24 protein-coding genes and 1 pseudogene are annotated in these 23,919 nt (G+C 55.9%); 15 read left to right on the forward strand and 10 right to left on the reverse strand.

The genetic code is table 11. The features are described from left to right. Window positions 1–25: 25 nt before the first annotated feature. Entirely contained in the window at window positions 26–1,009 is a 984-nt protein-coding gene (locus AC0V61_RS06810; RefSeq protein WP_486156511.1) for a helix-turn-helix domain-containing protein, read from the reverse strand. A 198-nt stretch (window positions 1,010–1,207) separates the two neighbouring features. Between AC0V61_RS06810 and AC0V61_RS06815 the strand changes: the two genes are divergently transcribed. From AC0V61_RS06815 to AC0V61_RS06825, 3 genes are all read left to right on the forward strand, one after another. After that, a complete protein-coding gene (locus AC0V61_RS06815; RefSeq protein ID WP_486156512.1) occupies window positions 1,208–2,275 on the forward strand; it encodes a quinone-dependent dihydroorotate dehydrogenase in 1,068 nt (355 codons plus the stop codon). A 10-nt stretch (window positions 2,276–2,285) separates the two neighbouring features. After that, window positions 2,286–4,049, forward strand: a complete 1,764-nt coding sequence (gene ggt, locus AC0V61_RS06820; protein ID WP_486156513.1) for a gamma-glutamyltransferase — start codon at window positions 2,286–2,288, stop codon at window positions 4,047–4,049. A 161-nt stretch (window positions 4,050–4,210) separates the two neighbouring features. Then, entirely contained in the window at window positions 4,211–6,040 is a 1,830-nt protein-coding gene (locus AC0V61_RS06825; RefSeq protein WP_486159473.1) for an AMP-dependent synthetase/ligase, read from the forward strand. Between the two features lie 409 nt (window positions 6,041–6,449). On the opposite strand, the gene AC0V61_RS06830 is transcribed toward AC0V61_RS06825, so the two are convergent. After that, entirely contained in the window at window positions 6,450–6,980 is a 531-nt protein-coding gene (locus tag AC0V61_RS06830) for a hypothetical protein (protein WP_486156514.1), read from the reverse strand. 98 nt (window positions 6,981–7,078) lie between these two features. After that, window positions 7,079–8,058, reverse strand: a pseudogene (gene thiS, locus AC0V61_RS06835) (sulfur carrier protein ThiS). Between the two features lie 28 nt (window positions 8,059–8,086). Here thiS and AC0V61_RS06840 point away from each other — a divergent pair. The 4 genes from AC0V61_RS06840 (at window position 8,087) to rpsI (ending at window position 10,733) form a co-directional block, all read left to right on the forward strand. Continuing rightward, window positions 8,087–9,217, forward strand: a complete 1,131-nt coding sequence (locus tag AC0V61_RS06840) for a COX15/CtaA family protein (RefSeq protein WP_486156515.1) — start codon at window positions 8,087–8,089, stop codon at window positions 9,215–9,217. After that, complete coding sequence (gene cutA / locus AC0V61_RS06845; protein WP_486156516.1) at window positions 9,214–9,540, forward strand: divalent-cation tolerance protein CutA; 327 nt, start codon at window positions 9,214–9,216, stop codon at window positions 9,538–9,540. The genes AC0V61_RS06840 and cutA overlap by 4 nt, the downstream gene beginning before the upstream one ends. Before the next feature lie 195 nt (window positions 9,541–9,735). Beyond that, window positions 9,736–10,215: a 50S ribosomal protein L13 gene (gene rplM / locus AC0V61_RS06850; RefSeq protein ID WP_486156517.1), complete on the forward strand. Its 480-nt coding sequence runs from the start codon at window positions 9,736–9,738 to the stop codon at window positions 10,213–10,215. After that, a complete protein-coding gene (gene rpsI, locus AC0V61_RS06855; protein ID WP_486156518.1) occupies window positions 10,215–10,733 on the forward strand; it encodes a 30S ribosomal protein S9 in 519 nt (172 codons plus the stop codon). Before rplM ends, rpsI begins: the two co-directional genes overlap by 1 nt. 76 nt (window positions 10,734–10,809) lie before the next feature. Here the strand turns inward: rpsI and AC0V61_RS06860 are convergent, their stop codons facing one another. The 3 genes from AC0V61_RS06860 to AC0V61_RS06870 all read right to left on the reverse strand — a co-directional run bounded on the left by AC0V61_RS06860 (window position 10,810) and on the right by AC0V61_RS06870 (window position 12,094). After that, on the reverse strand, window positions 10,810–11,007 hold the full coding sequence (locus AC0V61_RS06860; RefSeq protein ID WP_486156519.1) for a hypothetical protein: 198 nt from the start codon (window positions 11,005–11,007) through the stop codon (window positions 10,810–10,812). A gap of 147 nt (window positions 11,008–11,154) precedes the next feature. Continuing rightward, window positions 11,155–11,898 (reverse strand): metallophosphoesterase family protein, encoded by a 744-nt coding sequence (locus tag AC0V61_RS06865; RefSeq protein ID WP_486156520.1) that lies wholly within the window; start codon window positions 11,896–11,898, stop codon window positions 11,155–11,157. Window positions 11,899–11,950: 52 nt separating this feature from the next. Continuing rightward, window positions 11,951–12,094, reverse strand: coding sequence for a hypothetical protein (locus AC0V61_RS06870; protein ID WP_486156521.1), 144 nt, complete (start codon window positions 12,092–12,094; stop codon window positions 11,951–11,953). 370 nt (window positions 12,095–12,464) lie between these two features. Between AC0V61_RS06870 and AC0V61_RS06875 the strand changes: the two genes are divergently transcribed. Continuing rightward, entirely contained in the window at window positions 12,465–12,785 is a 321-nt protein-coding gene (locus AC0V61_RS06875; protein WP_486156522.1) for a UrcA family protein, read from the forward strand. Window positions 12,786–12,998: 213 nt separating this feature from the next. Here the strand turns inward: AC0V61_RS06875 and AC0V61_RS06880 are convergent, their stop codons facing one another. The 3 genes from AC0V61_RS06880 to fumC all read right to left on the reverse strand — a co-directional run bounded on the left by AC0V61_RS06880 (window position 12,999) and on the right by fumC (window position 16,626). Beyond that, window positions 12,999–13,772: a LytR/AlgR family response regulator transcription factor gene (locus AC0V61_RS06880; protein WP_486156523.1), complete on the reverse strand. Its 774-nt coding sequence runs from the start codon at window positions 13,770–13,772 to the stop codon at window positions 12,999–13,001. 3 nt (window positions 13,773–13,775) lie between these two features. Further along, on the reverse strand, window positions 13,776–15,035 hold the full coding sequence (locus tag AC0V61_RS06885; RefSeq protein ID WP_486156524.1) for a sensor histidine kinase: 1,260 nt from the start codon (window positions 15,033–15,035) through the stop codon (window positions 13,776–13,778). Between the two features lie 130 nt (window positions 15,036–15,165). Continuing rightward, window positions 15,166–16,626 (reverse strand): class II fumarate hydratase, encoded by a 1,461-nt coding sequence (gene fumC, locus AC0V61_RS06890; RefSeq protein WP_486156525.1) that lies wholly within the window; start codon window positions 16,624–16,626, stop codon window positions 15,166–15,168. Between the two features lie 218 nt (window positions 16,627–16,844). Between fumC and AC0V61_RS06895 the strand changes: the two genes are divergently transcribed. The 4 genes from AC0V61_RS06895 to AC0V61_RS06910 all read left to right on the forward strand — a co-directional run bounded on the left by AC0V61_RS06895 (window position 16,845) and on the right by AC0V61_RS06910 (window position 21,734). Further along, the gene (locus AC0V61_RS06895) at window positions 16,845–17,474 is read left to right on the forward strand and encodes a protein-L-isoaspartate O-methyltransferase family protein (RefSeq protein ID WP_486156526.1); all 630 of its coding nucleotides are present in this window, start codon (window positions 16,845–16,847) and stop codon (window positions 17,472–17,474) included. Between the two features lie 17 nt (window positions 17,475–17,491). Further along, the gene (locus AC0V61_RS06900) at window positions 17,492–18,961 is read left to right on the forward strand and encodes a TolC family outer membrane protein (RefSeq protein WP_486159475.1); all 1,470 of its coding nucleotides are present in this window, start codon (window positions 17,492–17,494) and stop codon (window positions 18,959–18,961) included. Window positions 18,962–19,002: 41 nt separating this feature from the next. After that, window positions 19,003–19,515 carry a DUF2497 domain-containing protein gene (locus AC0V61_RS06905; protein ID WP_486156527.1) on the forward strand — a complete coding sequence of 171 codons (513 nt, stop codon included), beginning with the start codon at window positions 19,003–19,005 and terminating at the stop codon, window positions 19,513–19,515. Between the two features lie 62 nt (window positions 19,516–19,577). Then, window positions 19,578–21,734, forward strand: a complete 2,157-nt coding sequence (locus AC0V61_RS06910; protein ID WP_486156528.1) for a dipeptidyl-peptidase 5 — start codon at window positions 19,578–19,580, stop codon at window positions 21,732–21,734. Here the strand turns inward: AC0V61_RS06910 and AC0V61_RS06915 are convergent. Beyond that, window positions 21,731–22,045, reverse strand: coding sequence for a hypothetical protein (locus tag AC0V61_RS06915; RefSeq protein ID WP_486156529.1), 315 nt, complete (start codon window positions 22,043–22,045; stop codon window positions 21,731–21,733). The genes AC0V61_RS06910 and AC0V61_RS06915 overlap by 4 nt on opposite strands. 135 nt (window positions 22,046–22,180) lie before the next feature. On the opposite strand from AC0V61_RS06915, the gene AC0V61_RS06920 reads away from it, so the two are divergent. Genes AC0V61_RS06920 through xth form a run of 3 tightly spaced genes read left to right on the forward strand, consistent with a single transcriptional unit; the run spans window position 22,181 to window position 23,851 of the window. Further along, window positions 22,181–22,612 (forward strand): CBS domain-containing protein, encoded by a 432-nt coding sequence (locus tag AC0V61_RS06920; protein ID WP_486156530.1) that lies wholly within the window; start codon window positions 22,181–22,183, stop codon window positions 22,610–22,612. A 52-nt stretch (window positions 22,613–22,664) separates the two neighbouring features. Continuing rightward, window positions 22,665–22,994 carry a HesB/IscA family protein gene (locus AC0V61_RS06925; protein ID WP_486156531.1) on the forward strand — a complete coding sequence of 110 codons (330 nt, stop codon included), beginning with the start codon at window positions 22,665–22,667 and terminating at the stop codon, window positions 22,992–22,994. 50 nt (window positions 22,995–23,044) lie between these two features. Continuing rightward, window positions 23,045–23,851, forward strand: a complete 807-nt coding sequence (gene xth, locus AC0V61_RS06930) for an exodeoxyribonuclease III (protein ID WP_486156532.1) — start codon at window positions 23,045–23,047, stop codon at window positions 23,849–23,851. Window positions 23,852–23,919 lie beyond the last annotated feature (68 nt).

The following is a 23,919-nucleotide window of genomic DNA, read 5'->3' on the forward strand; positions in this document are numbered from 1 at the left end:
CGCGCAAGATGGTCCGATTTCAAGCCTACTCTAATTCGCGCAAGTTTTGGGGCGTAATCATCTCATTGAGAAAGGGTGTATCAGGATTTTGGAGGCGCGAAGGGGTGCGTCCTACAAACAGATTGATCTCACGGATCATATGCGACTGATCAAAAAACGCTTCGGCCAATTGCGCTTCGTATTCGTCAGTCAGCTTGGGAAATGACAAAAGCGCGGCCGCGCGCAAGGCGCGATATTTGCGCGCCAGAGCCTGGGGCGGAAGACCAAAGTAGCGTTCGGTCAATCGCTGAACCTGGCGTTTTGAATAGGCGGCTTTGTCCATCAGCTCATCCAAGTCGGGATTAAGCGATGATCCGAGCCACGTGTTGACGACTTTGATCAGCTCACGGTGACGCGGGTTGATGGGTTTTGCGTGCTTCGCAATATATTCGCCAAGAGCAAGGGCGCACTCACGCCCCGTCTTCTCACCTGAGTGGTAAGCAGCAATCAAATCCATTCCGAGTTTGGCCGCTACACCTCCAAGCACTTCGTGTGCTGGTAGCAGCTTGTCGCAATTCTCACCTGCATGAAGACCAGTAAGAGCAGCCCAGCCAAGCGGAGTGAGCGCCGCTCCGATCGAATGCATGGGCCCTGCAACCTTGATCGGGTGCGCGGTCGATAAAGGCGTCATAACCGCGACCTCGGGGTTTGGATCGCGCCTTCCATTTCGAAAGAGCATTTCCCCTTTGCCATGTGGGAAGAGCGCAAAGTGACCCACAGACGCTGGATGAATGTCGCAAATCTCCGGCTCGTCACAGCGGAAATGATAGAGCGTTGTGACATAGGGGCTTAGGCTTGCAGGTGGTGCAATATAGTCCACCTCAATGAGATCGCTTGCGGTAAGCTCTATCTCAAATTCGGCAACCTGTTCTCCGGGTGAACCGGGGAACCCCTCAAAACCCTCAATCATCTCAATCCCTTCGATGGGGCCTGCGCTAACAGAGGGAGCGGCCAAAAAAAGGGCGACCATCCATCGCAGGAGGCCGCCCATGTGAGTTGAGGAACTCTTTGCATCGCTGCGATGAGCCCTTCGGGTCGCGCATTTGTACTAGCTCGGTCGCTGCAGGATTAATTGTATTGAAGCGACAAGATTTGCATTTTGCGATTTTATCGAGGTGGTGTTTTTTGCTCTCGACAGCATGCAACTTTTGGGGCTTAGCCAAGAGCTATGTTTACCCCATTCAAATTGTTTGATTTGGCACGCCCGGCGATTTTTGCACTCGATTCGGAGACAGGCCACGAGCTCGCGATCAAGGCGCTCAAAGCGGTGCCTTCCACCAAAGCTCCGCCGCGCAAATCTTATGACACTAGGCTTACGACAAGCGTTGCAGGCCTGACCTTTCCCAACCCCGTGGGTGTTGCGGCAGGTTTCGACAAAGATGCGCAGGTTCCTGACGCTCTTTTGGCTTTGGGTTTTGGATTTACAGAAGTTGGCTCAATCACCCCGCGGCCCCAAGCAGGCAACCCCAAGCCGCGCCTGTTTCGGTTGACCGAAGACAAGGGTGTGATCAACCGCATGGGCTTTAACAATGCCGGAGCCGAGGCCGCGCTTGAACGACTGAAAGCGCGTCGGGACCGCGGCGGCTCTGTTGGCATAAACATAGGTGCAAACAAGGATTCAGACGACCGCATTGCGGATTACGCTGAAATGACCCGGCTCATGACGCCTTATGCAAGTTATCTGGCAGTAAACGTCTCTAGCCCGAATACTCCGGGGCTGCGTGCGCTTCAGGATGAGGGCGCTTTGTCAGCTCTGATCGATGGCGTGATCGCCGCGCGCGCTGAAACCGCTGGCAAGACGCCGCCACCAATCTTCCTCAAAGTGGCACCAGATCTGGAACCTGAAGATATCGATGCGATTGCGCGTATCGCCAAGGATAAAGCGCTGGGAGCTCTTATCGTCTCAAACACAACCATATCGCGCGATGGGCTGAAATCGAGGCATGCGGGTGAAACAGGTGGGTTGTCAGGTGCGCCTTTACGGAAGTTGGCTCTTCAGCGCCTTCGCGATTTTTCCAAAGCAACCGGCGGCGAAGTGCCGCTTATCGGAGTGGGTGGCATATCAACCGCCGAGCATGCCTGGGAGCGCATCCGCGCAGGAGCCAGCTTAGTCCAGCTCTATTCCGCCATGGTTTATCACGGCCCAACTCTGGGCGACCAAATTGCACGAGGGCTTTTGCAAATTATGGAACGCGAAGGCGTCTCTAACATTGCGGAGGCGATAGGAAGCGAATAGCACGGGCGCCATGCTGAAACACCTTGCCGCATTATCGCCTATTGCACTGGTTCTTGCCGGTTGCACACAAACCTCGACCTCGGCCTCGCTCGCCAGCACCCCTACGCCGGTCGAAATTCAAAGCAAAGGCGCGGTGAGTAGCGCTGACCCTCGCGCAACCGCTGCGGGAGAGGCAATTTTGGCTAAGGGTGGTTCAGCCACGGACGCTGCAATTGCAGTGATGCTAGCGCTCACCGTCGTCGAACCTCAAAGCTCGGGCATTGGCGGCGGCGGGTTTATGGTCCGTGCAGGCAATGGCACTTTGGTCACATTCGATGGCCGCGAAACAGCGCCTGCGACCGCAACTGCAAACCGGTTTTTGGATGAACAGGGCAAGCGGCTGCCTTTTGAGAAACGGGTGATCTCCGGGCTCAGCGTCGGGGTTCCAGGCAATCTCGCGCTCGCGGCGAAAGCTCATGAGAAATACGGAAAACTGCCTTGGGCAGAGCTTTTTGAGCCCGCAATTGCCCTGGCAAAGGACGGCTTTCTCGTGAACCGGCGGCTTCATGCAAGTCTTAGCGGCCGGCAAAACCGGGCCGGCAAAACCGAAGCTGCCCGTGCTGTGTTCTACGATGATAATGGCAAGGCGCTTGGCGTTGGCGAAACTGTCAAAGTCCCCGAGCTTGCATCAACTTTCGAGCAGCTCGCAGCGCAAGGTGCCTCAGCCTTTTATGACTATAGCGCAGCCGATTTTGCGAGCTATGTTGCCGGAGAAACCCCGCAAGATGGCCTGATAACGCCAAGCGATGTGACAGGCTATGAGGCAAAAGAGCGCGATCCGGTCTGTGCGCGCTATCGCAGCTACAAAGTCTGCGGCATGGGCCCGCCTTCCTCTGGCGGCGTTGCAGTGGGACAGATGCTTGGACAATTGGAGCGCTTTGATGTGGCAGCACTCGGGCCTGAAAGCCCTGAATTCTGGCATATTTTCCTTGAATCGCAGCGCCTCGCATACGCTGATCGCGAACTCTACATTGGCGATGAGGACTTTGTTGCAGTCCCCGTCGAGGGACTCGTTGACCCTGGCTATATCGCCAGCCGCAGCGCCCTGATTGATCCGGGTAAGGCACTTGAGAGGGCGGAAGCCGGTACGCCTCCCGGGGCTCCGCTTGCTCGTGCTGATGGCGATGAGCCGATGGAGCACGGCACAACGCACTTCTCTGTCACAGATGGGGAAGGCAATGCCGTCAGCTACACATCCACCATCGAGGGAGCGTGGGGTTCGGGCCTTTATTGGGGCGGGTTTTATCTGAATAACGAACTCACCGATTTCAGCACAAACGGCGAAGTGGACGGAAGGCCAGTCGCAAACCGGGTCGAAGGGGGCAAGCGCCCGCGTTCGTCCATGGCACCCACGATCGTTTTTGATGAGAAAGGCGAAGTCATTCTAGTCATCGGTGCTGCCGGCGGCCCAACGATCCCGGTGCAAGTGGCGCGCTCTATCATCGGCGTTTTGGATTTTGGAATGAGCGCTGAGGAAGCCCTCGGATTGCCGCTAATTATGGCCTTCGGTCCGGTCGCAATCACCGAAGAAGGCAGCGTCGTCGCTGAAATGGTCGATGACCTCAAAGCGCGAGGCCACAGCCAAATCCGGGTCATTGGACCGCGCGGGAAAACCAATGCCTTGCGCCGTATCGAAGGCGGCTGGGAGGCGGCTGGGGATCCTAGGGTTGCCCCATTGTTGTCCTACAAACCCGACGAACAAATCGATCAGGAAAACGCAGCCGACGCGCCCTGATCAATTGCGTCATCTCTTGTCGCTTGATCACTTGTAGCAGGGGCTGTGATAGCTTAATTCAGGTCATTAGAGAGATCAGCTAAAACGCGCAGCTTGGGATTTACCCAGGCAATTATGGGCGCGGTAATGAGGAGCCACCATCCGTGAATGCCCCCCAAAAGATGCCTGTCATCAATCCCAATGACGATCCCATCCTCCAAGACATCGACCGCGCCAACAATCTGGTCGAACTTTTCCTCAAGCGCGCCGATGAAAAGAGCGATGCGCCCTTTCTGGCGCGCAAAGCCAATGGCGAATGGGTCACCCAAAGCTGGGGCGATGTGGCTAAGGCTGTGTGCTTGCTGGCTGAAAGCTTGGTGCGCATCGGGTTGAAGCCCGGAGACCGCGTAGCGCTCGTCTCGGAGAACCGGCCGGAATGGTGCGTTGCAGACCTTGCGATTATGGCGGCTGGGTGCATTTCTGTGCCCACTTACATCACCAATACTCAGCGTGATCATGCGCACATTCTCGATAATTCCGGCGCGCGCGCTGTGATCGTTTCGAACGAGAAATTGCTTGCGCCATTGGTAGGCGCAATTGGGGAAACTGGCTGCACCGACTTTGTGATCGGCATTGAAGATCTCAAGCGCCATCAGGCGGGCAGTTTTGAATATCACAATTGGGACAACCTTATCGCAGGCGATGCGAAGGCGGCGCGCGTTGCGGTTGATGCGCGAATTGCCAAGATTGGCCGCAATGATACCGCCTGCCTTATCTACACCAGCGGCACCGGCGGCGCCCCGCGCGGCGTGATGCAGCACCACGGCGCGATCCTATGCAATGTCTCGGGCGCTGGCGAAATTCTTATCAGTGATTTCGGCATTACGGACGAGCGCTTCTTGTCCTTCCTTCCGCTAAGCCATGCTTATGAGCACTCTGCTGGACAATACCTGCCCATCGCAGTGGGTGCTGAGATTTACTACGCCGAGGGGCTTGAGAAGCTCGCCTCCAATATCGAGGAAACCCAGCCGACCATCATGGTTGTGGTCCCGCGCCTCTTCGAGGTTCTGCGCACCCGCATTATGAAGCAGGTGGAGAAGCAAGGCCGCGCTGCCAGTTTCATGATGGATAGCGCGATTAAGATCACCGAGAAGGCGCGGCTTGGCAAAAAGCGTCTGCGCGACCGGCCGCTTGATCTTATCGTCGAGAAGGCCCTGCGCCCCAAAATCCGCGCGAAATTTGGCGGACGGCTGAAAGCGATGGTCTCAGGCGGCGCGCCGCTTAACCCCGATGTCGGCAATTTCTTTGCGGCCATGGGTCTCACCATGCTGCAAGGATACGGCCAGACCGAGGCCGGGCCGATCATGAGCTGCAACCGGCCCAAAACGGGCCTTCGCATGGACACCGTTGGTCCGCCAATGCGCGGGGTGGAGATCAAAATCGCTGAGGATGGCGAGATCCTGTGTGCAGGCGAACTCGTCATGCATGGGTATTGGCGCAATGATGCTGAAACCGCGCGAACGGTAAAGGATGGCTGGCTCCACACCGGCGATATTGGCCTTATCGACGAAGGTGGACGCATCAAGATCACCGACCGCAAGAAGGACATGATCGTTAACGACAAAGGCGACAATGTTGCCCCGCAAAAGGTCGAAGGGATGCTGACCCTCCAGCCGGAAATCGCGCAGGCGATGGTGAGCGGCGACAACCGGCCTTATGTTGTGGGTCTGATCGTGCCCGATGCCGAATGGGCGCTTGAATGGGCGCGGGCGAATGATGAGAAATTTGACCTCGCCGCCCTGCAAGACCTGCCTGCGTTTAAAAATGCGGTGCGCGCAGCAGTGGACCGGACGAATAAGGACCTTTCCGTGGTCGAAAAGGTAAAAAGCTTCGCCTTTGCGGACGAGGCTTTCTCTATCGAGAACGAAGAAATGACCCCGAGCATGAAAATCCGCCGGCATAAGATCCGTGATCGCTATCAGACACGGATTGATGGGATGTATCGGAGGTAAACTGACCAGATGAGCGACGCACCCTCAAAGGGGGAACGGATGGAAATCCGAAAGGCGATTGGAAACCGAGCAGTTCCAGGGCCATACATTCCGCCTTACCATCGTGGGCCGCAGTATCTCACAGCTCATGCATGCTTTGACTGCCGAAGTTCATGGAAAATGGCAGAGGAGAGCAATGCTGTCTGTCCCAATTGTGGTGGGACAACCCACTACATGGGTAGAGCGTTCAAGGCTCCCAAGAAGTCTGATGCAGAGCAATGGAAGAAAGTGGAGATGCTATGGCAGGCGGGCTTTCGCTTCTTGACGAACACAAGTTGGCGCGAAGCGGCACCGTATCCAGAGCGCTTACGTGATGTAGCGAGCTTCATTCGGCACAATCGGAGGCATCCGTTCAGAGTACGACGCTAGCTCAAGCCGCCTCAACATCCTCAACATATTCCGGCAGGAAACTCGGCTGACGCTCTGACCATGCAGGGGCTGTGGCTGCGGCTTCGCTCAAGCTTTGCAACAGCACTTTGCGGTGATCTGGGCGGATAAGCGGTAGGGCTGCGGCGGCGCAGAATACGCTTGGCAGATAGGGGCGCACTTCGGCACCTAACAGCCGCTCATAAAGGAAGCGGAAGGCGGAGAAGCTCTCGATCCGTTCTTGGCCAAGGTCAAAGGCAGCGATGCGGATGCATTTGCCAACGAAACGCTCAATCTCACCGATGCCGCCGTCTTGCGGGACAAGATCGCGCAGCGCCTTCAAATCTTGATAAGCCACATACTGCCGGCGGATTGCGACATTCTCGTCCTCTGTCCGGCCCCATAGGCGGAAGGCATCGCAGCGCGAGAGCCCAATATCGAGGCTGCGCTTGATGTAGCGCTGCTCGCGAGGGCCAAAGCCTGCGAATTCGCGCATTTCGCCAATGGTCAAGGTCGAGGTGCTGGCAAGTGTCATTCGTCGTCTCCTGACTTCAGAAAACGGGTGTGACGCCTTATGGTTAATACGTAGTAACCAGAGCGAGCAATTTACAAATTGGTCAGCATATTCGCTTGCTAGATGAGGCCTGCAAGCGGACTGGAGGGGTCCGCATATTTGCGCCGCCCCATACGGCCCGACAAATAAGCCTCGCGCCCGCCTTCGACAGCAAGCTTCATCGCGCGCGCCATGCGGATCGGGTCTTTTGCCTCAGCGATTGCCGTGTTCATTAAGATGCCGTCGCAGCCAAGCTCCATGCCCACCGCTGCATCGGACGCCGTGCCAACGCCTGCATCGACCAATACGGGTACCGAAGCCCCTTCGACGATCAGGCGGATTGTAACTTGGTTTTGAATACCAAGCCCTGAACCAATCGGTGCGCCCAAAGGCATAATGGCAACCGCGCCTGCATCTTCCAATTGTTTGGCCGCAATGGGGTCATCGACACAGTAAACCATCGGCTTGAAGCCTTCTTTGGCGAGCACTTCGGTCGCCTCGAGCGTCTCTTTCATATTGGGGTAGAGCGTGCGCGCTTCGCCCAGCACTTCGAGCTTCACTAGATCCCACCCCCGGCCTCGCGCGCCAGCCGCAAGGTGCGGATCGCATCGTCGGCGTTGAAGCAGCCAGCGGTGTTAGGAAGGTAAGTGGTCTTCTTAGGGTCGATAAAATCGGTGAGCATAGGCGCTTTGGGGTCGGTCACATTGACCCGGCGCACGGCCACTGTGACGATTTCCGCGCCGCTTGCCTCGACGGCGGCCGCGTTTTGTTCAAAGTCTTTGTACTTGCCCGTCCCTACGATCAGGCGCGAGGTGAAGGTGTGGCCTGCTACCGTCCAAGTGTCTTTGTGTTCGCCGCCACCTACAAAGTGCACGATCTCCAGAGTATCGCCGTCCGCCAAGGGTGCATCTTCCAGCGTAGAGCGAGGCACAATCTCCCGGTTGCACTCCACTGCGACTTTGGCGGGCTCCAGCTCAAGCTCGCGCACGAGGCTGGCGATGGTGGTGGCAGAAGTCTGGCGCGGTTCGCCGTTCAGGGTGATGGAAATGGTGTCGCTCATAGAATGTCCCTTAAGCACCTAGAAGGGGGTGCAAGTCTCGCTTGCATCAGATGCCGCCGCATTTTCCGCAATTGCACTTGCTTGCGGCGAGAGCTGCGCACATTTACATGCGCACTATGGCAACCACAGCCCCCTTTCACCTGCGAAGGCAGGATCAGACACCCTCGCACGCCCTCTAGCGCTTGCGCGCTGGCTCGAAGCTGTTGCCGCGCTTGTCGTTCTCATCGTGCTGGTGGGCGGGATTACCCGGCTCACTGAAAGTGGCCTCTCAATTACCCATTGGAGTGTTGTGACAGGCATCCTCCCTCCTCTAACCGAGGCGGGCTGGCTGGCGGAATATGAACTCTACAAGCAGACCGGCGAATATAAGTTCGAAAGTGGGCCTGCCGGAATGGACTTGGACAAGTTCAAGTTCATCTACTTCTGGGAATGGTTCCACCGCATCCTTGGCCGGGTGATTGGGCTCGCCTTCCTCCTGCCAATGGTGTGGTTTTGGGTTCGCGGCAGCATTCCGGAAGGCTACAAGCCGCGCCTTCTTGCCATGTTTGCTCTGATCTGCGGGCAGGGTGCACTTGGCTGGTATATGGTGAATTCAGGGGTTGGGACTGACCTTACCGACGTCAGCCACTTCCGTCTCTCGGCCCACTTGCTCACCGCCCTGTTCCTCCTCGCAGGGCTCGTGTGGACCGCTCGCGACTTACGAAGTGGAACGACTGCCAAGCTCACCACGCCGACAGCTATTGTTGCAGGGGTTCTGTTCATCCAGCTGCTACTTGGCGCGTGGGTGGCGGGCCTTAACGCAGGGCATGCTGCCTATGATTGGCCGCTCATGAATGGGAAGCTCATTCCCGATTTCGACTTCTCAGGCGGGGTTGTCGCGACGCTTACCAACGACCCCTTCCTTCTTCACTGGCTCCACCGCTGGTGGGCTTGGGTTGCAGTCATTGCGCTAGTCTATCTCGGCAGGCGTGTGCGAAAAACCGACAGGGCTGCCTCTATTGCGGTACATAGCGCATTTGGCGTCATGGTTATCCTGGGCATCACCACAGTCCTTACCGAGGTGGAACTGTGGGTGGCAGCTGCGCATCAACTCACAGGCGCTTTGCTCGTCGCCTCGGTTGCCTGGGCGATGCATTCAGATGGTAAGGCAAGGGCGTGAGCGACCACGCTAAGGCCGCTTTGGTCTGGTGCCCCTTCCCTGATGCTGAAACCGCGCGCACTATCGCCGCCATTTTGCTCGAAGAAAAACACATCGCCTGCGCCAATATCCTTCCAGCCATTGAGTCGGTCTTCACTTGGAAGGGCGAGGTATCAAGCGAGACCGAAAGCGCTGTCCTCTTTAAAACAAGCTCTGCGCAATTGGCCCGCCTAACCAAGCGCCTTGAAGAGCTTCACCCTTATGAAACGCCGGCGATTATGGGGTGGTTGGTTGATGAGGCACCTCCCTGCACCACGGAGTGGCTCATTGGCGCTTTGAAATAGCTCCAGAGGCTATGTGGTATTATTTTACCACCCCTGAAACCCCCGGATTTGCTTGACTTGAAGCACCTAAAGCGACAGATGCGCTCCACTTCGGTGTCAGGGTGACCTGCGCATCATACACGATTCGCAACCCAATCCATTTGGAGCGCATCGCAAACAATTTCGATAAACCCTTACTTTAAGGATGCATCAGCCATGAAGGCTATCAGTAGACAGACTGCGTCGGTAAAACCGGCAGAGGTCGAAAAGAAATGGCACATCATCGATGCCGACGGTCTCGTACCAGGCCGCGTTGCTTCGATCATCGCCAATATCCTGCGCGGCAAGCACAAGCCGAGCTACACCCCGCATGTTGATTGCGGCGATCATGTTATCGTCATCAATGCCGACAAAGTTCGCTTCACCGGCAAGAAAAACAGCGACAAAGTCTATTACAAGCACACCGGTCACCCCGGCGGCATCAAGGAAACTACTCCTGAGAAAATTCTTGAGGGCCGTTTTCCTGAGCGCGTGCTTGAAAAAGCTGTTGAGCGCATGATCCCGCGTGGTCCTTTGGGCCGTGCACAAATGCGCGCTCTGCACCTCTACGCCGGCACCGAGCACCCCCACGAAGGCCAAAAGCCGACCGTGCTCGACGTTGCTGCAATGAACCGTAAGAACAAGGTGTCTGCATAATGGCTGATGAAAACAACACCGTCTCCGATCTCGCAGATCTCAAAGACATCGCCGCTGACGCGCCTGCTGCTGACGCGGCTGAAATCGCACAAAACCCGGCCGCACCTTTGCGTGAGCAAGAGCTCGACGCACAAGGCCGCGCCTATGCAACCGGTCGTCGTAAAGACGCAACTGCACGCGTATGGCTCAAGCCCGGCACCGGCAAAATCACCGTGAACGGCAAGGAACAGGAAGTGTATTTCGCACGTCCAACCCTGCGCCTCATCATCAACCAGCCTTTCGCTATCACTGAGCGCGAAGGTCAGTATGATATCGTCGCAACTGTCAAAGGCGGCGGCCTTTCGGGTCAAGCTGGCGCGGTTAAGCACGGCATCAGCCAAGCGCTCACCAAGTACGAGCCTGAGCTTCGCGCGACTGTGAAATCAGCAGGCTTCCTCACCCGCGACAGCCGTGTGGTTGAGCGTAAGAAATACGGCCGCGCGAAAGCCCGTCGTAGCTTCCAGTTCTCGAAGCGTTAAATTCTACGAGACCACGAAAACAAAAAGGCGGCTCCTGCAAAAGGGGCCGCCTTTTTTGTGTCTGATACCCGCACGCTTAACGTTGAAGCAGCATCAAACCCCAGCCAAGCCCACTTCCACAGATGAAGATCGGCCAAGACCAAAAAAAGCGAAAGCCTTCATAGCTAATGGCATAGATCGCTAAACTACCACCACTTGTACCCTGGGAACCGATCACCAAGGCAACGCAGCCGGTCAAAAGGGCACTCATGCCCATCGCCTTCAACACTTCCATCGCTCGCACTCCAACCGGTGTTCGCTTGCTTGCGAACCCACGAACCAAAACCAAGCCACATTATCGGTAGGAAGGCGTTAAGCACGAACCTCCAAGAAAGGTTAAATTTGGTGAGGGCAAGGTTAATGGTGACCCTGGGGCAAACCGCTATCGAAACGCCCTGACTTCCACCGCGATCCTACGACCTTTCTGACAGGTCAAGACATTGTAAGACGGCGGAATTCCCCCGCGCAAACGGGTTGAGAGCGTACCAGCTCCAATCGTATGAGCCTGCCAGCCGTCACCCGTGCGAATCTCATCAAAGGGCCTGTGAATATGGCCTGTCAGGATTGCATCCATCCCCTTTGACGCAAGGTTTGCCAGGGCTTCATCGCCGCGAATGGTCGGATTAGAGGCATCAATTCTTGGCCCATGCAAGGGATGGTGGGCTGTTACAATTATGTGCCGGGGATCATGCTCGTACTTGCTCAAAAGTTTAAGAGTTCGTGCTTCTGCGGATTTTGTCACATGCCCATCTGACCAAGGCCAACGAGCCTGCGATCGCACGGTCGTCTTCAACGCAATGAGCACACAGTCTTCTGTCTCAAATTGGTCAACTGCAACGGCAGACCTAAGCGCGTTGTGACGATCATAAGGTCGGCGGAAACGTTCGGCGAGATTGTAATAGGGCATATCGTGATTGCCCGGATCAATCCAAACGGGCACGTCAAACTGCGCAAACCAGGCCTGTGCCGCGCGGTATTCTTGTTTGGTCGCACGCTGAGTTATGTCGCCAGTGCAAACAAGCGCATCAGGCTTTTCCTCATGCACCGCTTTTGCAACACCTGCGTGTGCCTCACTGTCTTCGACACCGAAGTGAATATCGCTGATGTGAAAGAGGCGCGTGGTCATGAAGGAATTCTCTTGGTTCGGTTGGAGTTGCGCAGCAAGTTCAGGGCTAGACCTATAGCCGCCTACTGAGGATCAGCCACGCTGAAACTGCGTTCAAAACGCTGTATCCGCCGTATGCCCACCCGAGTGTCACCCAACCGTTTGCGACCAAGAGCATCGCTGCAAGCAGGACAAGAAACTCCGCAATTAAAGACAATCTGCCTCCCAGAAGGCGAAGAGGTTCAGGCATTTGCTCAACGAGTGGGTGCCCGCTTTCAAGCACCGCACGGTGCAAAGCAAAGTTCCCGATTCCAAGCAAGAACGTCAAAGCGAGGCCGATGATCACATATTACAATATGGCGTAGACGCTCGTCCATTCAAATAGGTTGTTTGTCCGCAAGACTCCTACGCCGGTCATTTTCGACGCCGCCAATCGACGACTACAAGTGGTTTCGTCGAGCATCAAATGACGTGCGCGGGCCCATATCGTACTTAAAGATCACAGCACGAGGGTTGGCATCCCCAAATTCCGGCCCGAGTTCGGCCCCTTCGAACTCTAACCTGAGTGCTGATGATGGAGAGTAATTATGAAAACCCCCGCAATGAAAACCGTAATTGGTGCAGCAACCCTGGCGCTCGCTTTCACCACAACCCCTGCGCTTGCAAATGGCAGCGACATCGCGACGAAAGATGTTGAATTTGCTGACCTAAATCTCAACACAGAAAAAGGCCAAGCACGCCTCGCTCAGCGCATTGAATCCGCTGCCAAGAGCGTTTGCCGCGTCCATGAACAACAGACAGGCACACGCCTTCGCTCCCCGGAACACACCGCCTGCCTTGCCAACGCGCGTGCCAGCGGAAAAAAGCAGATGGCAGCGATCGTGGCTGATCAACGACGCGGCGGCTAACCTTCGCGCATTTTCCTGTGCTTGTGCGACGAACCCCGACGCGAAGTGCAGACATTGCGGCTCGAACCCTATTCAGTCCCGGGGTTCGGGCCGCTTCTTTTTGTTTCCCGGGTGCGGCTCCTGCGCTCTACCTCGGAGCACCTGCGGGAGCACAATCTTGCTTGCGAGTTTCTTTGAGCCCGACGCAGCGTGTACGATTTGTTGGATTGGCGCCTAGCGCCCGGCCATCGCCTTCACTTTGGAAAGATAAGTGCGCCCGATTCTTAGGGCCTCACCATTTTGCAACTCTGCTGACCACACACCAAGACCATCGTGCCGCAGCCCGCGAATGTTGTCTTTGCGCAGGATTGTGGAACGGTGAATGCGGATGAATTGATCGGGATCAAGCCGCTCTTCGAGGCCAGCAATCGTTTGAAGCAAAAGGTATGATCGCCCGACATCGCCGCTCTCAGCCGGATTTCCAACATGCAAACGGACATAATCGCGCTCGGCATCAATCTGATGCACCTCGCTAACCGCAATCCGCAGCAGCTCAGAGCGATGAGGAACCCATAATTCCTCAAGCCACTTGCTTGCTAAGGCCTTGCGCTCTCCCTTGCGGGCAATCGCTCGTTCAATCGCGCGATCCAGCCGCTCGGATGAGACGGGTTTTAGAACATAATCGATAGCCTCAAGATCAAAGGCTTCCACTGCGAAATGATCGTGGGCAGTTACAAAGATGACGGCCGGCGGATTGTCCTCCTCGGCGAATTTGCGAGCAACACCAAGGCCATCCAGTTCAGGCATAGTCATATCGAGAAGAACAAGATCAGGAGCGAGCTTTTCTGCAAGGCGCAATGCAGCAGCCCCATCGCTTGCCGTTCCAACGACATTGATCGCAGGAAGCTCAGCACAAATCACCTGGATGCGTTCGACCGCCAAGGGCTCGTCATCAACGATCAAAGTGCGAAGTTGAATGTTTGTATCGTCGCTTTCAGCCTGAGCCAAAAATCACCTCTTCACGGACACATTGCCGGGTTGCGAAAGCGGAATACGAATTTCGGTTCGATATCCGCCAGGAATAGGGGTCGAAGTAAAACCGATATCCGATCCAAAGCGCGCTTCCAAGCGGTCGCTTACATTTGCAAGGCCGATCCCAAAGCCATGCGCTGTCCCATCAGGGATCCCTGGGCCATCATCGCTGATCGTTATCACCAACCGGTCAAATTCCTCATGTGCAGCAAGCTTGATAGTGACCGGGCGCTTAACCGCTGAAACGGCGTACTTCACCGAGTTTTCAACCAATGGCTGAAGGATCATGCCGGGCACTCGCGCTTCTTCGAGGCCCTCGGGAAGATCGAATTCGGGCTTCAAACGTTCTGGAAAACGAACCGCTTCGATATCGAGATAGAGTTTTTGTAAGTCAAACTCGTCTTTGAGCGCCACATCGCTTGTGGGCTCATTCGCGAGGCTGTGGCGGTAGAAGCGGCTGATCGTCTGGATCATGCGCTCTGCTTGCTCGGTCTTACTCGTCATCACCAATGCCGACAAAGAATTGAGCGTGTTGAACAGGAAATGCGGGTTCACCTGATAGCGCAAAGATCGCAATTCGGCGGCTTTGGCAGCCGAACGAAACTGCTGTTCGCGCCTTTCGGCAATGCGCGCCTGCGCCCCTGCAAGAAGCGCGAAATAAATCGAGGCCCATGCGAGCAAGAGAAAGTATCGGCCCAATGCAATCTCAATGAGAGAAAGCCAGGAGCCCTGTGTTTCCTGGGCAGAGACGATAAGAAGCGATTCGGACTGCTCAATAGGTTGCGCATCCTCCCGATCGGGCGGCGTCACGTTTGCACCTTCAGGCAGATCAAACAGCAAATTGCCCTTCTCATCAAACCGAAGACCGCGTTCCTCGGCTTCATTTTGCATGATCTGCGTGCGGATATCCTTAAAAACCAGATTGTTGACGTGCCCGATGGCAAAGGCGACCGGCAGGGCAAGCAAGCTTGCAGCACCAATCTTCACCCATATCGGCTGTCGATCCACAAGGCGCAGGAGCGACCACAGCACCATGGTCAGCGCGATCCCTGCAAGCGTCAGAACAAACCGCCGCGCCGCAAGGTCAAGCTGCATATCGTGATCAAAGACATAGCTGCGCAGGGTCAAAAGCGCGAAATATGCGCCCCAGAGCACCACGATTGACACGATGACCGAGCGAAACGGTACGCCGATGGGCGCTTCTTTAGCAGGAGCTTCGGGTGTGCGGCTTAAATCCATATCAGTCGCAGCAAATAGCCGACCTCAAGCAAAAGAGCCAACCGGTCGTCGGCTCCGATGCTCATTTGGTCGAAGACTGCAAGGCGTTGAGCGAGCGTTCAACTTCTAGCAACGTTCACTGCTCGGCGGATTAAGCGCGCGGTTTGATCATCTGGGCGGGCACAACCCACTGCGCAAACTGCTCTTCGGTTAAGAGCTCAAGCTCGAGCGCTGCCTCTTTCAATGTTGTGCCGTCAGCATGCGCTTTTTTCGCAATCTTGGCCGCGTTATCATAGCCGATGTGTGGGTTGAGGGCGGTCACCAACATGAGGCTTTCATTCATCAGCTGATCGATGCGGCCCGTGTTCGCCTCGATGCCAACAACACAATTGTCTGCAAAGCTGCGCGATGCATCGGTGAGAAGACGCAAAGACTGAAGAACATTGTAGATCATGACCGGCTTGAACACATTCAGCTCCAGATGGCCGTGAGAGCCAGCAACGCTAACGGTGGTCGCATTGCCCATGACCTGCGCGCACACCATGGTCAGCGCCTCGCACTGAGTAGGGTTGACCTTACCTGGCATGATGGATGAACCCGGCTCATTGGCAGGAAGTGCGATCTCTCCAAGACCTGAGCGCGGGCCTGATCCCAAAAGTCGAATGTCATTGGCGACTTTCATCAAGCTTACCGCCGTCGAATTGAGCGCGCCTGCAAGCTCGACGAGAGCATCATGCGCAGCCAATGCCTCAAACTTGTTGGGAGCCGTAACAAACGCATGGCCTGTGCTGTCAGCAACATGCGCTGCAAACTTCTCGGCGAAACCAGCTTTCGAATTGATGCCGGTGCCAACAGCTGTCCCACCTTGCGCAAGCTCAAGCACCCTTGGGAGGGCATTTTCAATCCGGGCAATCGAATATTCAACCTGTTTTGCATATCCGGAAAATTCCTGCCCCAGCGTCAGCGGGGTTGCATCCTGCAAATGCGTACGTCCGATTTTGACGATGTCGGCATAAGCGGTCGCCTTGGCATCAAGAGCGGCATGCAGATGCCGAAGCGCGGGGATCAACTGCTCAATTGTCTCGCACCCGGCTGCAATATGCATGGCTGTTGGAAAAGTATCGTTTGAGCTTTGGCCCATATTGCAATGATCATTGGGGTGCACCGGCTCCTTGCCGCCATGCACGCCTGTAAGAATTTGATTTGCCCGGCTGGCAATCACCTCATTGGCGTTCATATTCGACTGAGTGCCAGAGCCTGTCTGCCACACGCTTAACGGGAATTGGTCGGCAAGCGTGCCGTCAATAACCTCATCAGCAGCCGCCACGATCGCATCGCCCAGTTCACTGGAAAGAACACCCAGTTCCATATTGGCTTTAGCGCTCGATTTCTTCTGAATACCAAGAGCTTTTACAAGCGGGGCGGGCATGGTCTCGGTACCGATGGCAAAGTTATAAAGGCTTCGCTGCGACTGAGCGCCCCAATGGGCGTCAACCGGCACGGCAACCTCGCCAAGCGAATCCGTTTCAATCCGGACCTCCCCGGTCGCACCGAAGATCGATCCATCATTATGAACCGCGCGCGGTTCATCGGATTTGTTCATGTCACTCATCGAAACACTCCATTCCCCTGTCGATACTGACAGTTGTTGATCCCATCATGTCGTTATCGAACGATTTCTGATTACGCGAAAGCTCATATGACGCCAAAGTGCGACAGGTCAAAGGGAAGCTCACATGGCATGTTCTATTGACTTGGAAGTCGTTGTTTCAAAGTCTAGGAAAGGTTGACGAGCTGTATTGCGGGACTAATACAGCGCCCTAAAGGACTATGAGCGAAACACCCATGACCCTCGAAGATACACCTAGCACACAGGCAACAGATACATCGGGCGCACGCAAGGCTATGATTGATAGCCAATTGCGCACCAGCGGTGTAAACGAGGAATTTGTCCTTGGCCGTATGAGTGCGGTTCGACGCGAAGACTTTTTGCCTGAAGACAAGGCCAGTCTTGCTTACATCGACCGCTCGGTCGCAATTGGCGCGGATGCGAGCCTTGCCTCCCCCTTGTTCTATGGCAAACTTCTTCTTGAGGCCGTGCCAAACGCGTCTGACAAGGTTTTAGTTGTAGAGGGCGGTACGGGTTATCTTTCTGAACTCACTCGCCCGCTGGTATCTGAATTGACCGCTATATCTGCAGATGATGCAGCCAAGGGCAAAGGGATCGATGGATCCTATTCCTTGATCCTGATTGATGGAGCGATAGAGACTTTGCCTTCTGGCCTTGCGGACGCCTTGGAAGAGGAGGGGCGGGTTGTCTCTGGTCTGATTCTTCGCGGTGTGACCCGCCTTGCTTCGGGTCGCAAAGTCGTTGGCCACTTGTCGCTAGAGCCCGTCGAAGACATTGGCATTCCTGTATTGCATGCGTTTGACCAGCCCAAAGGATGGACATTTTCGTGAAAAAACTCCCCCGCCCCATGTTGGCAATCAAGGCTGTCACCTGCGCCAGCGTCGCAGCTTTAGCCCTTGGAGCGGGTAGCGCGCAGGCTGAGACCCTTCGAGAGGCATTGGCCGCCGTTTACAACAGCAATCCCACCCTCGAAGCGGCGCGCGCAAATCAACGCGCCAACGATGAAAATGTCCCAATCCAGCGGGCTCCAGGGCTGCCAAGCCTCAATGCGACCGCCACGCATATCGAGTTCGTGCGGCAATCGGCAAACCAATTTACAGCGCCAACGCGCAACCTTGGTGTGAATGCTCAGTTGCAAGTGCCACTTTATTCCGGCGGTGCGGTGCGCAACGGGGTGCGAGCAGCGCGCGAGCGGGTGTCGGCTGGACAGGCGGATCTGCGCGGCACTGAAAGCGAAATTTTCAACCGCACGGTTGCCGCTTATATGGACGTGCTTCGCACAGAGGCGCTGACACAGCTTGCTGCCAATCAAGTCGAAGTGCTCGAGGTAACATTCCAGTCAACCAGCGATCGGTTCGAGATCGGCGATCTTACACGCACTGATGTCGCCCAAGCAGGCTCGCGGCTGGCGGTCGCCCAAGGTGATCTGCGCACCGCTTACTCAAATCAGGTGGGTGCAAGGGAAACCTTCATAGAACTGGTGGGCCGCGCACCCATGAACCTTCAGGCACCGCCGCCTCTTCCCGGCCTTCCTGAAACAGTTGGCATGGCGGTGGTCACGGCGCTTGAGAGCAATCCCGACCTTATCGCTGCAAAGGAACGCGCTGAAGCTGCGGGCTATGATACCGAGGTCGCTGGCGCTGGGCGACTTCCCACTATTGGTGTGTTCGCAAACGGCGACTACAGCGATTTTTATGGCACTCTTGGCGGACCGGTCGCCGCGCAGTTTGCGCAAAGCGAGACCACAGCAAACGCCGGTGTTCGCTTGACCATCCCTATCTTCCAGGGCGGGTTGACCGCTGCTCGCCAACGCCAGGCAGGTGCACGCGAAACGGCGGCTCTGGAACAAGTAATCGCCGCAGAGCGCAGCGTTATCCAACAAACCCGCGCTGCATACGCCAGTTGGCAAGCCTCTAATGAGGTCATCAAGAGTTCGAAGGCCGCCGTTGAAGCTGCTGAAGTCAGCCTGGAAGGGGTGCGCGCGGAAAACTCTATCGGAAATCGTACGATCATCGATGTTCTAAACGCCGAACAGGAATTGCTCTCAGCCAGAGCAAACCTGGTGACTGCGCGTCGTAACGCCTATGTCGCGGGCTTTTCGTTGCTCGCGGCTATGGGCCGGGCAGAGGCGCGCGATTTGAACCTCGATACAGGCGGGCCGCTCTATGACCCTGAGGTCAATGCCAAGCGAGTGCGTGGCAAGATCTGGGACTGGGACCGCGATCCAGAACCCGAGCCAAAATCGACGAGAACCGTTGACATTGAAGCTGCCGAGGCTTTCATAGGACCAGTTTTGGACGCCAACGAAACGCCGTGATCGGTGATTCGTAATGGTTAACGGTTATTTGAGGAAAAACCTTGGGCAAAAGTGGCGAACCTTCGGTCGAAGAGATCCTTGAATCGATCAAGCACGTGATGGAACGCGATAGCCGTGCGTCTGCCGCTGGCGTAAAGCGTCGCAAGATGGCTGAGACGCAAGAGCTAGCCGCTGACACATCCAGATCTAAACTAAGCCAGTCTGAACTGGGCCAATCTGAGCTGGGCCAGTCTGACGAAAGCGACGTGCAGAATGAGGAAGTTCTTGATCTGGCTGATCTGGAACTCGCCGACGTGATCGAGAGCGAGGACGACGGATCGCTCATCACTGAAGAATCGCGCGGCGCCATGCAAGAGAACCTTGCCGCTCTCGCGATGCTTTCTGAACCCGGCGCCAAGCCGCAGATTGTGCGTTCTGGTGAAACCTCTCTTGAGGGTCTGACCCGCGAATTGATGCGCCCGATGCTTGCGCAATGGCTTGATAAGAACCTGCCGGGCATGGTTGAGAAGATGGTACAGGCTGAAATCGCCCGTATTGCAGGAAAGCGCGGGTAAGCCTTGCAGCTTAGGCCGGTTTCTCTGGAAAGCAGCCGATAACACCGTTAGTCATTGGTCCCATGGGACTCATTAAATGTGCGGGCGCTTTTGGCGCTGCTTCGCTTTTTGCAACCACACCTCTTTTTGCCGACGATCATACACCACCGGCAAACGACACCGCCATTGTCGGCTTGAAAAAGCCACCTATGACGGCGCACGACTTGATAACGATGCCGCGCCTTGGCTCGCCCGTGGCTACTCTCGATGGCCGTTATGCAATATATTCTGTTACTTACACCAATCCGGACACCCTTGAGAGAGCCCCAAAACACTATGTGTTGGACCTTAGTGCAAAAGGAAGTGCACCAGTAGAATTCGACCTTGGACTGGCAGGGCATTCAATCGTCTTTGGCCCTGACGGTTTCGTCTATTTCATCAGCAGCGAGCATCTGGACCCGGAGGAAGAACCGCGGTCGAGGGTTTGGCGGGCCGCCCTTGATAAAAATGGTAGTATGACCAGCCCGATAGCAGTGGCCGACATCCCGGGCTCTGACATAGCAGGGTTTAAGATCGCACCGTCCGGCGACAAAATCGCACTATGGGCAGACATCGGCCGAAATTGTCAGACTTTTGGCTGCGTTCCCGAAGACACACGGACCGGGTCAGGCCGCCTTTATGAAGGCGATGCTGGATTTTACCGCCACTGGGATCAATGGACCGAGCCTGACCTTTTAAGCCGTGTCTTCGTCTTTGAGCTTGAGGACGGCGAAGTGGCCGGTGATGGCGTTCCAGCCGACGGCGGTATCGGTATCGGTAACACACCCACCAGGCCGTTTGGTGGCGGTGAGGACATAGCTTGGGCACCCGATGGATCAGGCCTTTACTTCGTTGCCCGGCGCTCTGACGCGCACGAGCCAACTTCGACCAACCTCGACATTTTCTATTCTGATCTTTCTGGCAATGAGCCAGCAGGGTTGACCACCGCGAACTTGGCTCATGATTCCAGCCCAGCACCTTCGCCTGATGGAGCAACCCTCGCCTACCTTGCCATGGAACGCGCTGGTTATGAATCTGATCGCATGGTCGTGCATCTTCGCGATCTTGAAAGTGGCGAGACAAGGGCGCTTACCCAAACTACCGATCTGTCTTTTGGTGGCTTGATGTGGAGCGAGAACGGCAGTTACCTCCTTGCTACAGCAACCGACGTGTTGGATGTTCCTGCATTCCGCATTGACCCTGAAACCGGCGCGGTGAGTGAATTAAACCTTATCGCAGGCCATGAAGCTCATATTGGCGGCCTTGTATCATTGCCCGGCGACCGCCTCTTATTTACGCGCGATTCCATCGGCGCCGCCAAAGAACTGTTTCTCGCAGACGCCGGCGCTAAGGGCATGCCGCTTACAGATGTGGTAACCTCGCGCACCGGCGAATTGGCCTCAACCGTCACAACCCGGTTCACCTTCGAAGGCGCAGACGGCGATACCGTATGGGGACAGATTACCCGCTTAGAAGACCAAGAGGGGCCAATTCCCGCAATCCTCTATATCCACGGCGGACCACAAGGGTCATTCCTTGATGGCTGGTCCTCGCGTTGGAACCCTCGCGTTTTGGCATCACAGGGGTATGCAGTCATTTCTGTCGATTTCCACGGCAGCGCAGGATACGGGCAGGCCTTCAAGGACTCGATCAATCAGGATTGGGGCGGCAAGCCGTTAGAAGACCTACAAAAAGGCCTGGCCGCAGCGCTTGAGCTGGACACTCAGATTGACGGCACACGCGCTTGCGCAATGGGGGCTAGCTATGGTGGCTATATGGTCAATTGGATCGCGGGCAATTGGCCCGGCCGCTTTGATTGCTTGGTCCAACATGATGGCCTGTTTGACATGCGAAGCTTCTATTATTCAACCGAGGAACTGTGGTTCCCGCGCTGGGACTTCGGTGGCTCCTATGCCGAAGCTTCTGAAGTTTACGAGAAGTGGAACCCTGTAAACCATGTCGACAAATGGCAAACCCCGATGTTGGTGATCGCAGGCGAGAGGGACTTTCGTGTCCCGTACACTCAAGGCCTACAAAGCTTCACCGCTCTGCAAGAACGCGGCATTCCTTCACAATTGCTTGTCTATCCGGACGAAAACCATTGGGTGCTGGGCGCTGCCAATTCTTTGCAATGGCATGAGACGGTGTTTGCTTGGCTGGACTGGTGGCTGAAACAGCCTGAGCCAGCAGAAAACGACTAGTCCTCGTCTTTTGGTGACCAAAGCTCATCGCGACTGGGCAGTCGATTATCGACCGATTCGTCGTGACCCGTCCCGTTTGAGAGGAAGGCAAGGCCCATCAGAGCGCCGCCCAGCAGCATGGTGAAGCTGATACCAAGCGCAACAGCGATATAGAAATGAACTGAAATCGCACCATTATAAGCGTACAAAAGCCCAACCGCGATCAGCACTGTCGCAATCGTCACACAAAGCAAAAGCCGCATGATCTGCCGGTAGCGCGCCCAGGCGTGAGCTGCGTTTTCGGGATCATCTAATGGGGACTTCTTGACCATAAGGGGCTCCATGCGGTGCACTCCGTAACAATGCAATGGGCAAGTTACGTGAGGAGCAGGCAATAGGCTTAAACCCGTAGCAGACTCGCTATTTTGGGCAATTGATGGCACCTTCTGGATTGAGAGGAGTTGGCCATGACTATTGCGAAGATCATTGGAGATCGGAATTCGTCGGACATAATCTCTTGCGATGTGACGACCCCGGTTAATCAAGTCATTGGAATGCTTGCTGGAAAGCGGATTGGCGCGTTGCCAGTTCTGCGAGATGGCAGGGTTGCTGGCATCGTATCAGAGCGCGACATCATCTACAGGCTAGCAAGCGAAGGGCCCGGTTGTCTGGCGGGACCGGTGGAGGCGATCATGACCTCACCGGCGGTAACTGTTGAACCGACAACGCGCATTGATGATGCGCTTGCCCTGATGACGAAACGCCGTTTTCGCCATTTCCCGGTTGTAGAGGGAGAGGCCTTGGTTGCCTTTGTTTCAATCGGCGACCTGGTCAAAGACAAGATCGATGAGGTTGAACACGAAGCGGCGGCACTGCGTGATTACATCCAAACCGTCTGAGAGAATGTTTCTCACTCTTGAGGATTGGCTGAGCCAGACCTAAGTAGTGGATATGGCTGAGACCCTTACACTTACGCCCGCTGCTGCAAAGCGTATCGCGTGGATCGCTGAAAAGCAGACAAAGCCTGCAATCTTGCGGCTTTCGGTCGAAGGTGGGGGCTGTTCTGGATTTCAATACAAGTTTGATCTTGCAGAGGGCGCAGATGGCGAGGATTCTGTCAGTGAGACAGATGGCGTAAAGCTGGTCGTGGACCCGATCAGCCTCGACCTTGTTGGTGGGAGCGTGGTTGACTTCGTAGAGTCGCTTGGCGGCGCTGCGTTCAGAGTTGAAAACCCCAATGCGGCCGCTGGCTGCGGTTGCGGCTCGAGCTTCGGAATATAACCCTCTTCTGGCGATAGACGCGCGCAAGACTATCCTGCATGGATAGCCCCATGAAGATCGCCACTTACAACATCAATGGTGTCAAAGCGCGCCTGCCTCGTTTGAAGGAATGGCTCGAAGAAACACGGCCCAGCGTCGCATGCCTTCAGGAGATCAAAAGCCAGGACAAGGATTTCCCTGCGCACGAATTTGAGGCGCTAGGATACTCGCTCATCTGGCATGGACAAAAAAGCTTCAACGGGGTTGCGATCCTCGTCGATGAAAAGGCTGGATATCGTGTGAGTGAGATACAGCGCGGGCTTGGGATAGATGGACCCAAAGAGGGTGAGGGCGAGCAATCCCGATACCTTGAGGCAGATGTGATCAAGGACGGCCACGCAACCCGCATTGTGTGCATTTATCTTCCCAACGGAAACCCGCAGCCAGGACCCAAGTTCGACTATAAGATTGCTTGGATGGAGAAACTGCGCGCACGCATGGCGCAGATTTGGGCAGATGAGGTGCCTGCTGCGGTACTGGGTGACTATAATGTCATTCCCCATGATGACGATGTCTATGCTGTGAAAGCGATGGCGTCTGATGCCTTGATGCAGCCCGAAAGTCGGGCAGCCTATTCGCGTTTGCTGGCGGATGGTTGGACCGATGCTGTGCGCACCCTCAACCCAAGGGGCGGTGTCTGGACCTATTGGGATTATCAGGCTGGCGCGTGGCAGCGCGACCATGGGTTTCGGATCGATCATATCCTGCTTTCACCCGAATTGGCCGACCGGCTTGAGGCGGTGGGTGTTGATCGCGATCACCGCGGGCGTGAGAAGGCGAGCGACCACGCGCCAACCTGGGCAGTCTTACGCGATTAACGCAAAAGAACCCCGCCTTCGGGGGAGAAGGCGGGGTCTTAAGCCATCAGCTGAAGCCCGAAACGGGC

It is taken from the genome of Erythrobacter sp. JB1-4, assembly GCF_057365025.1.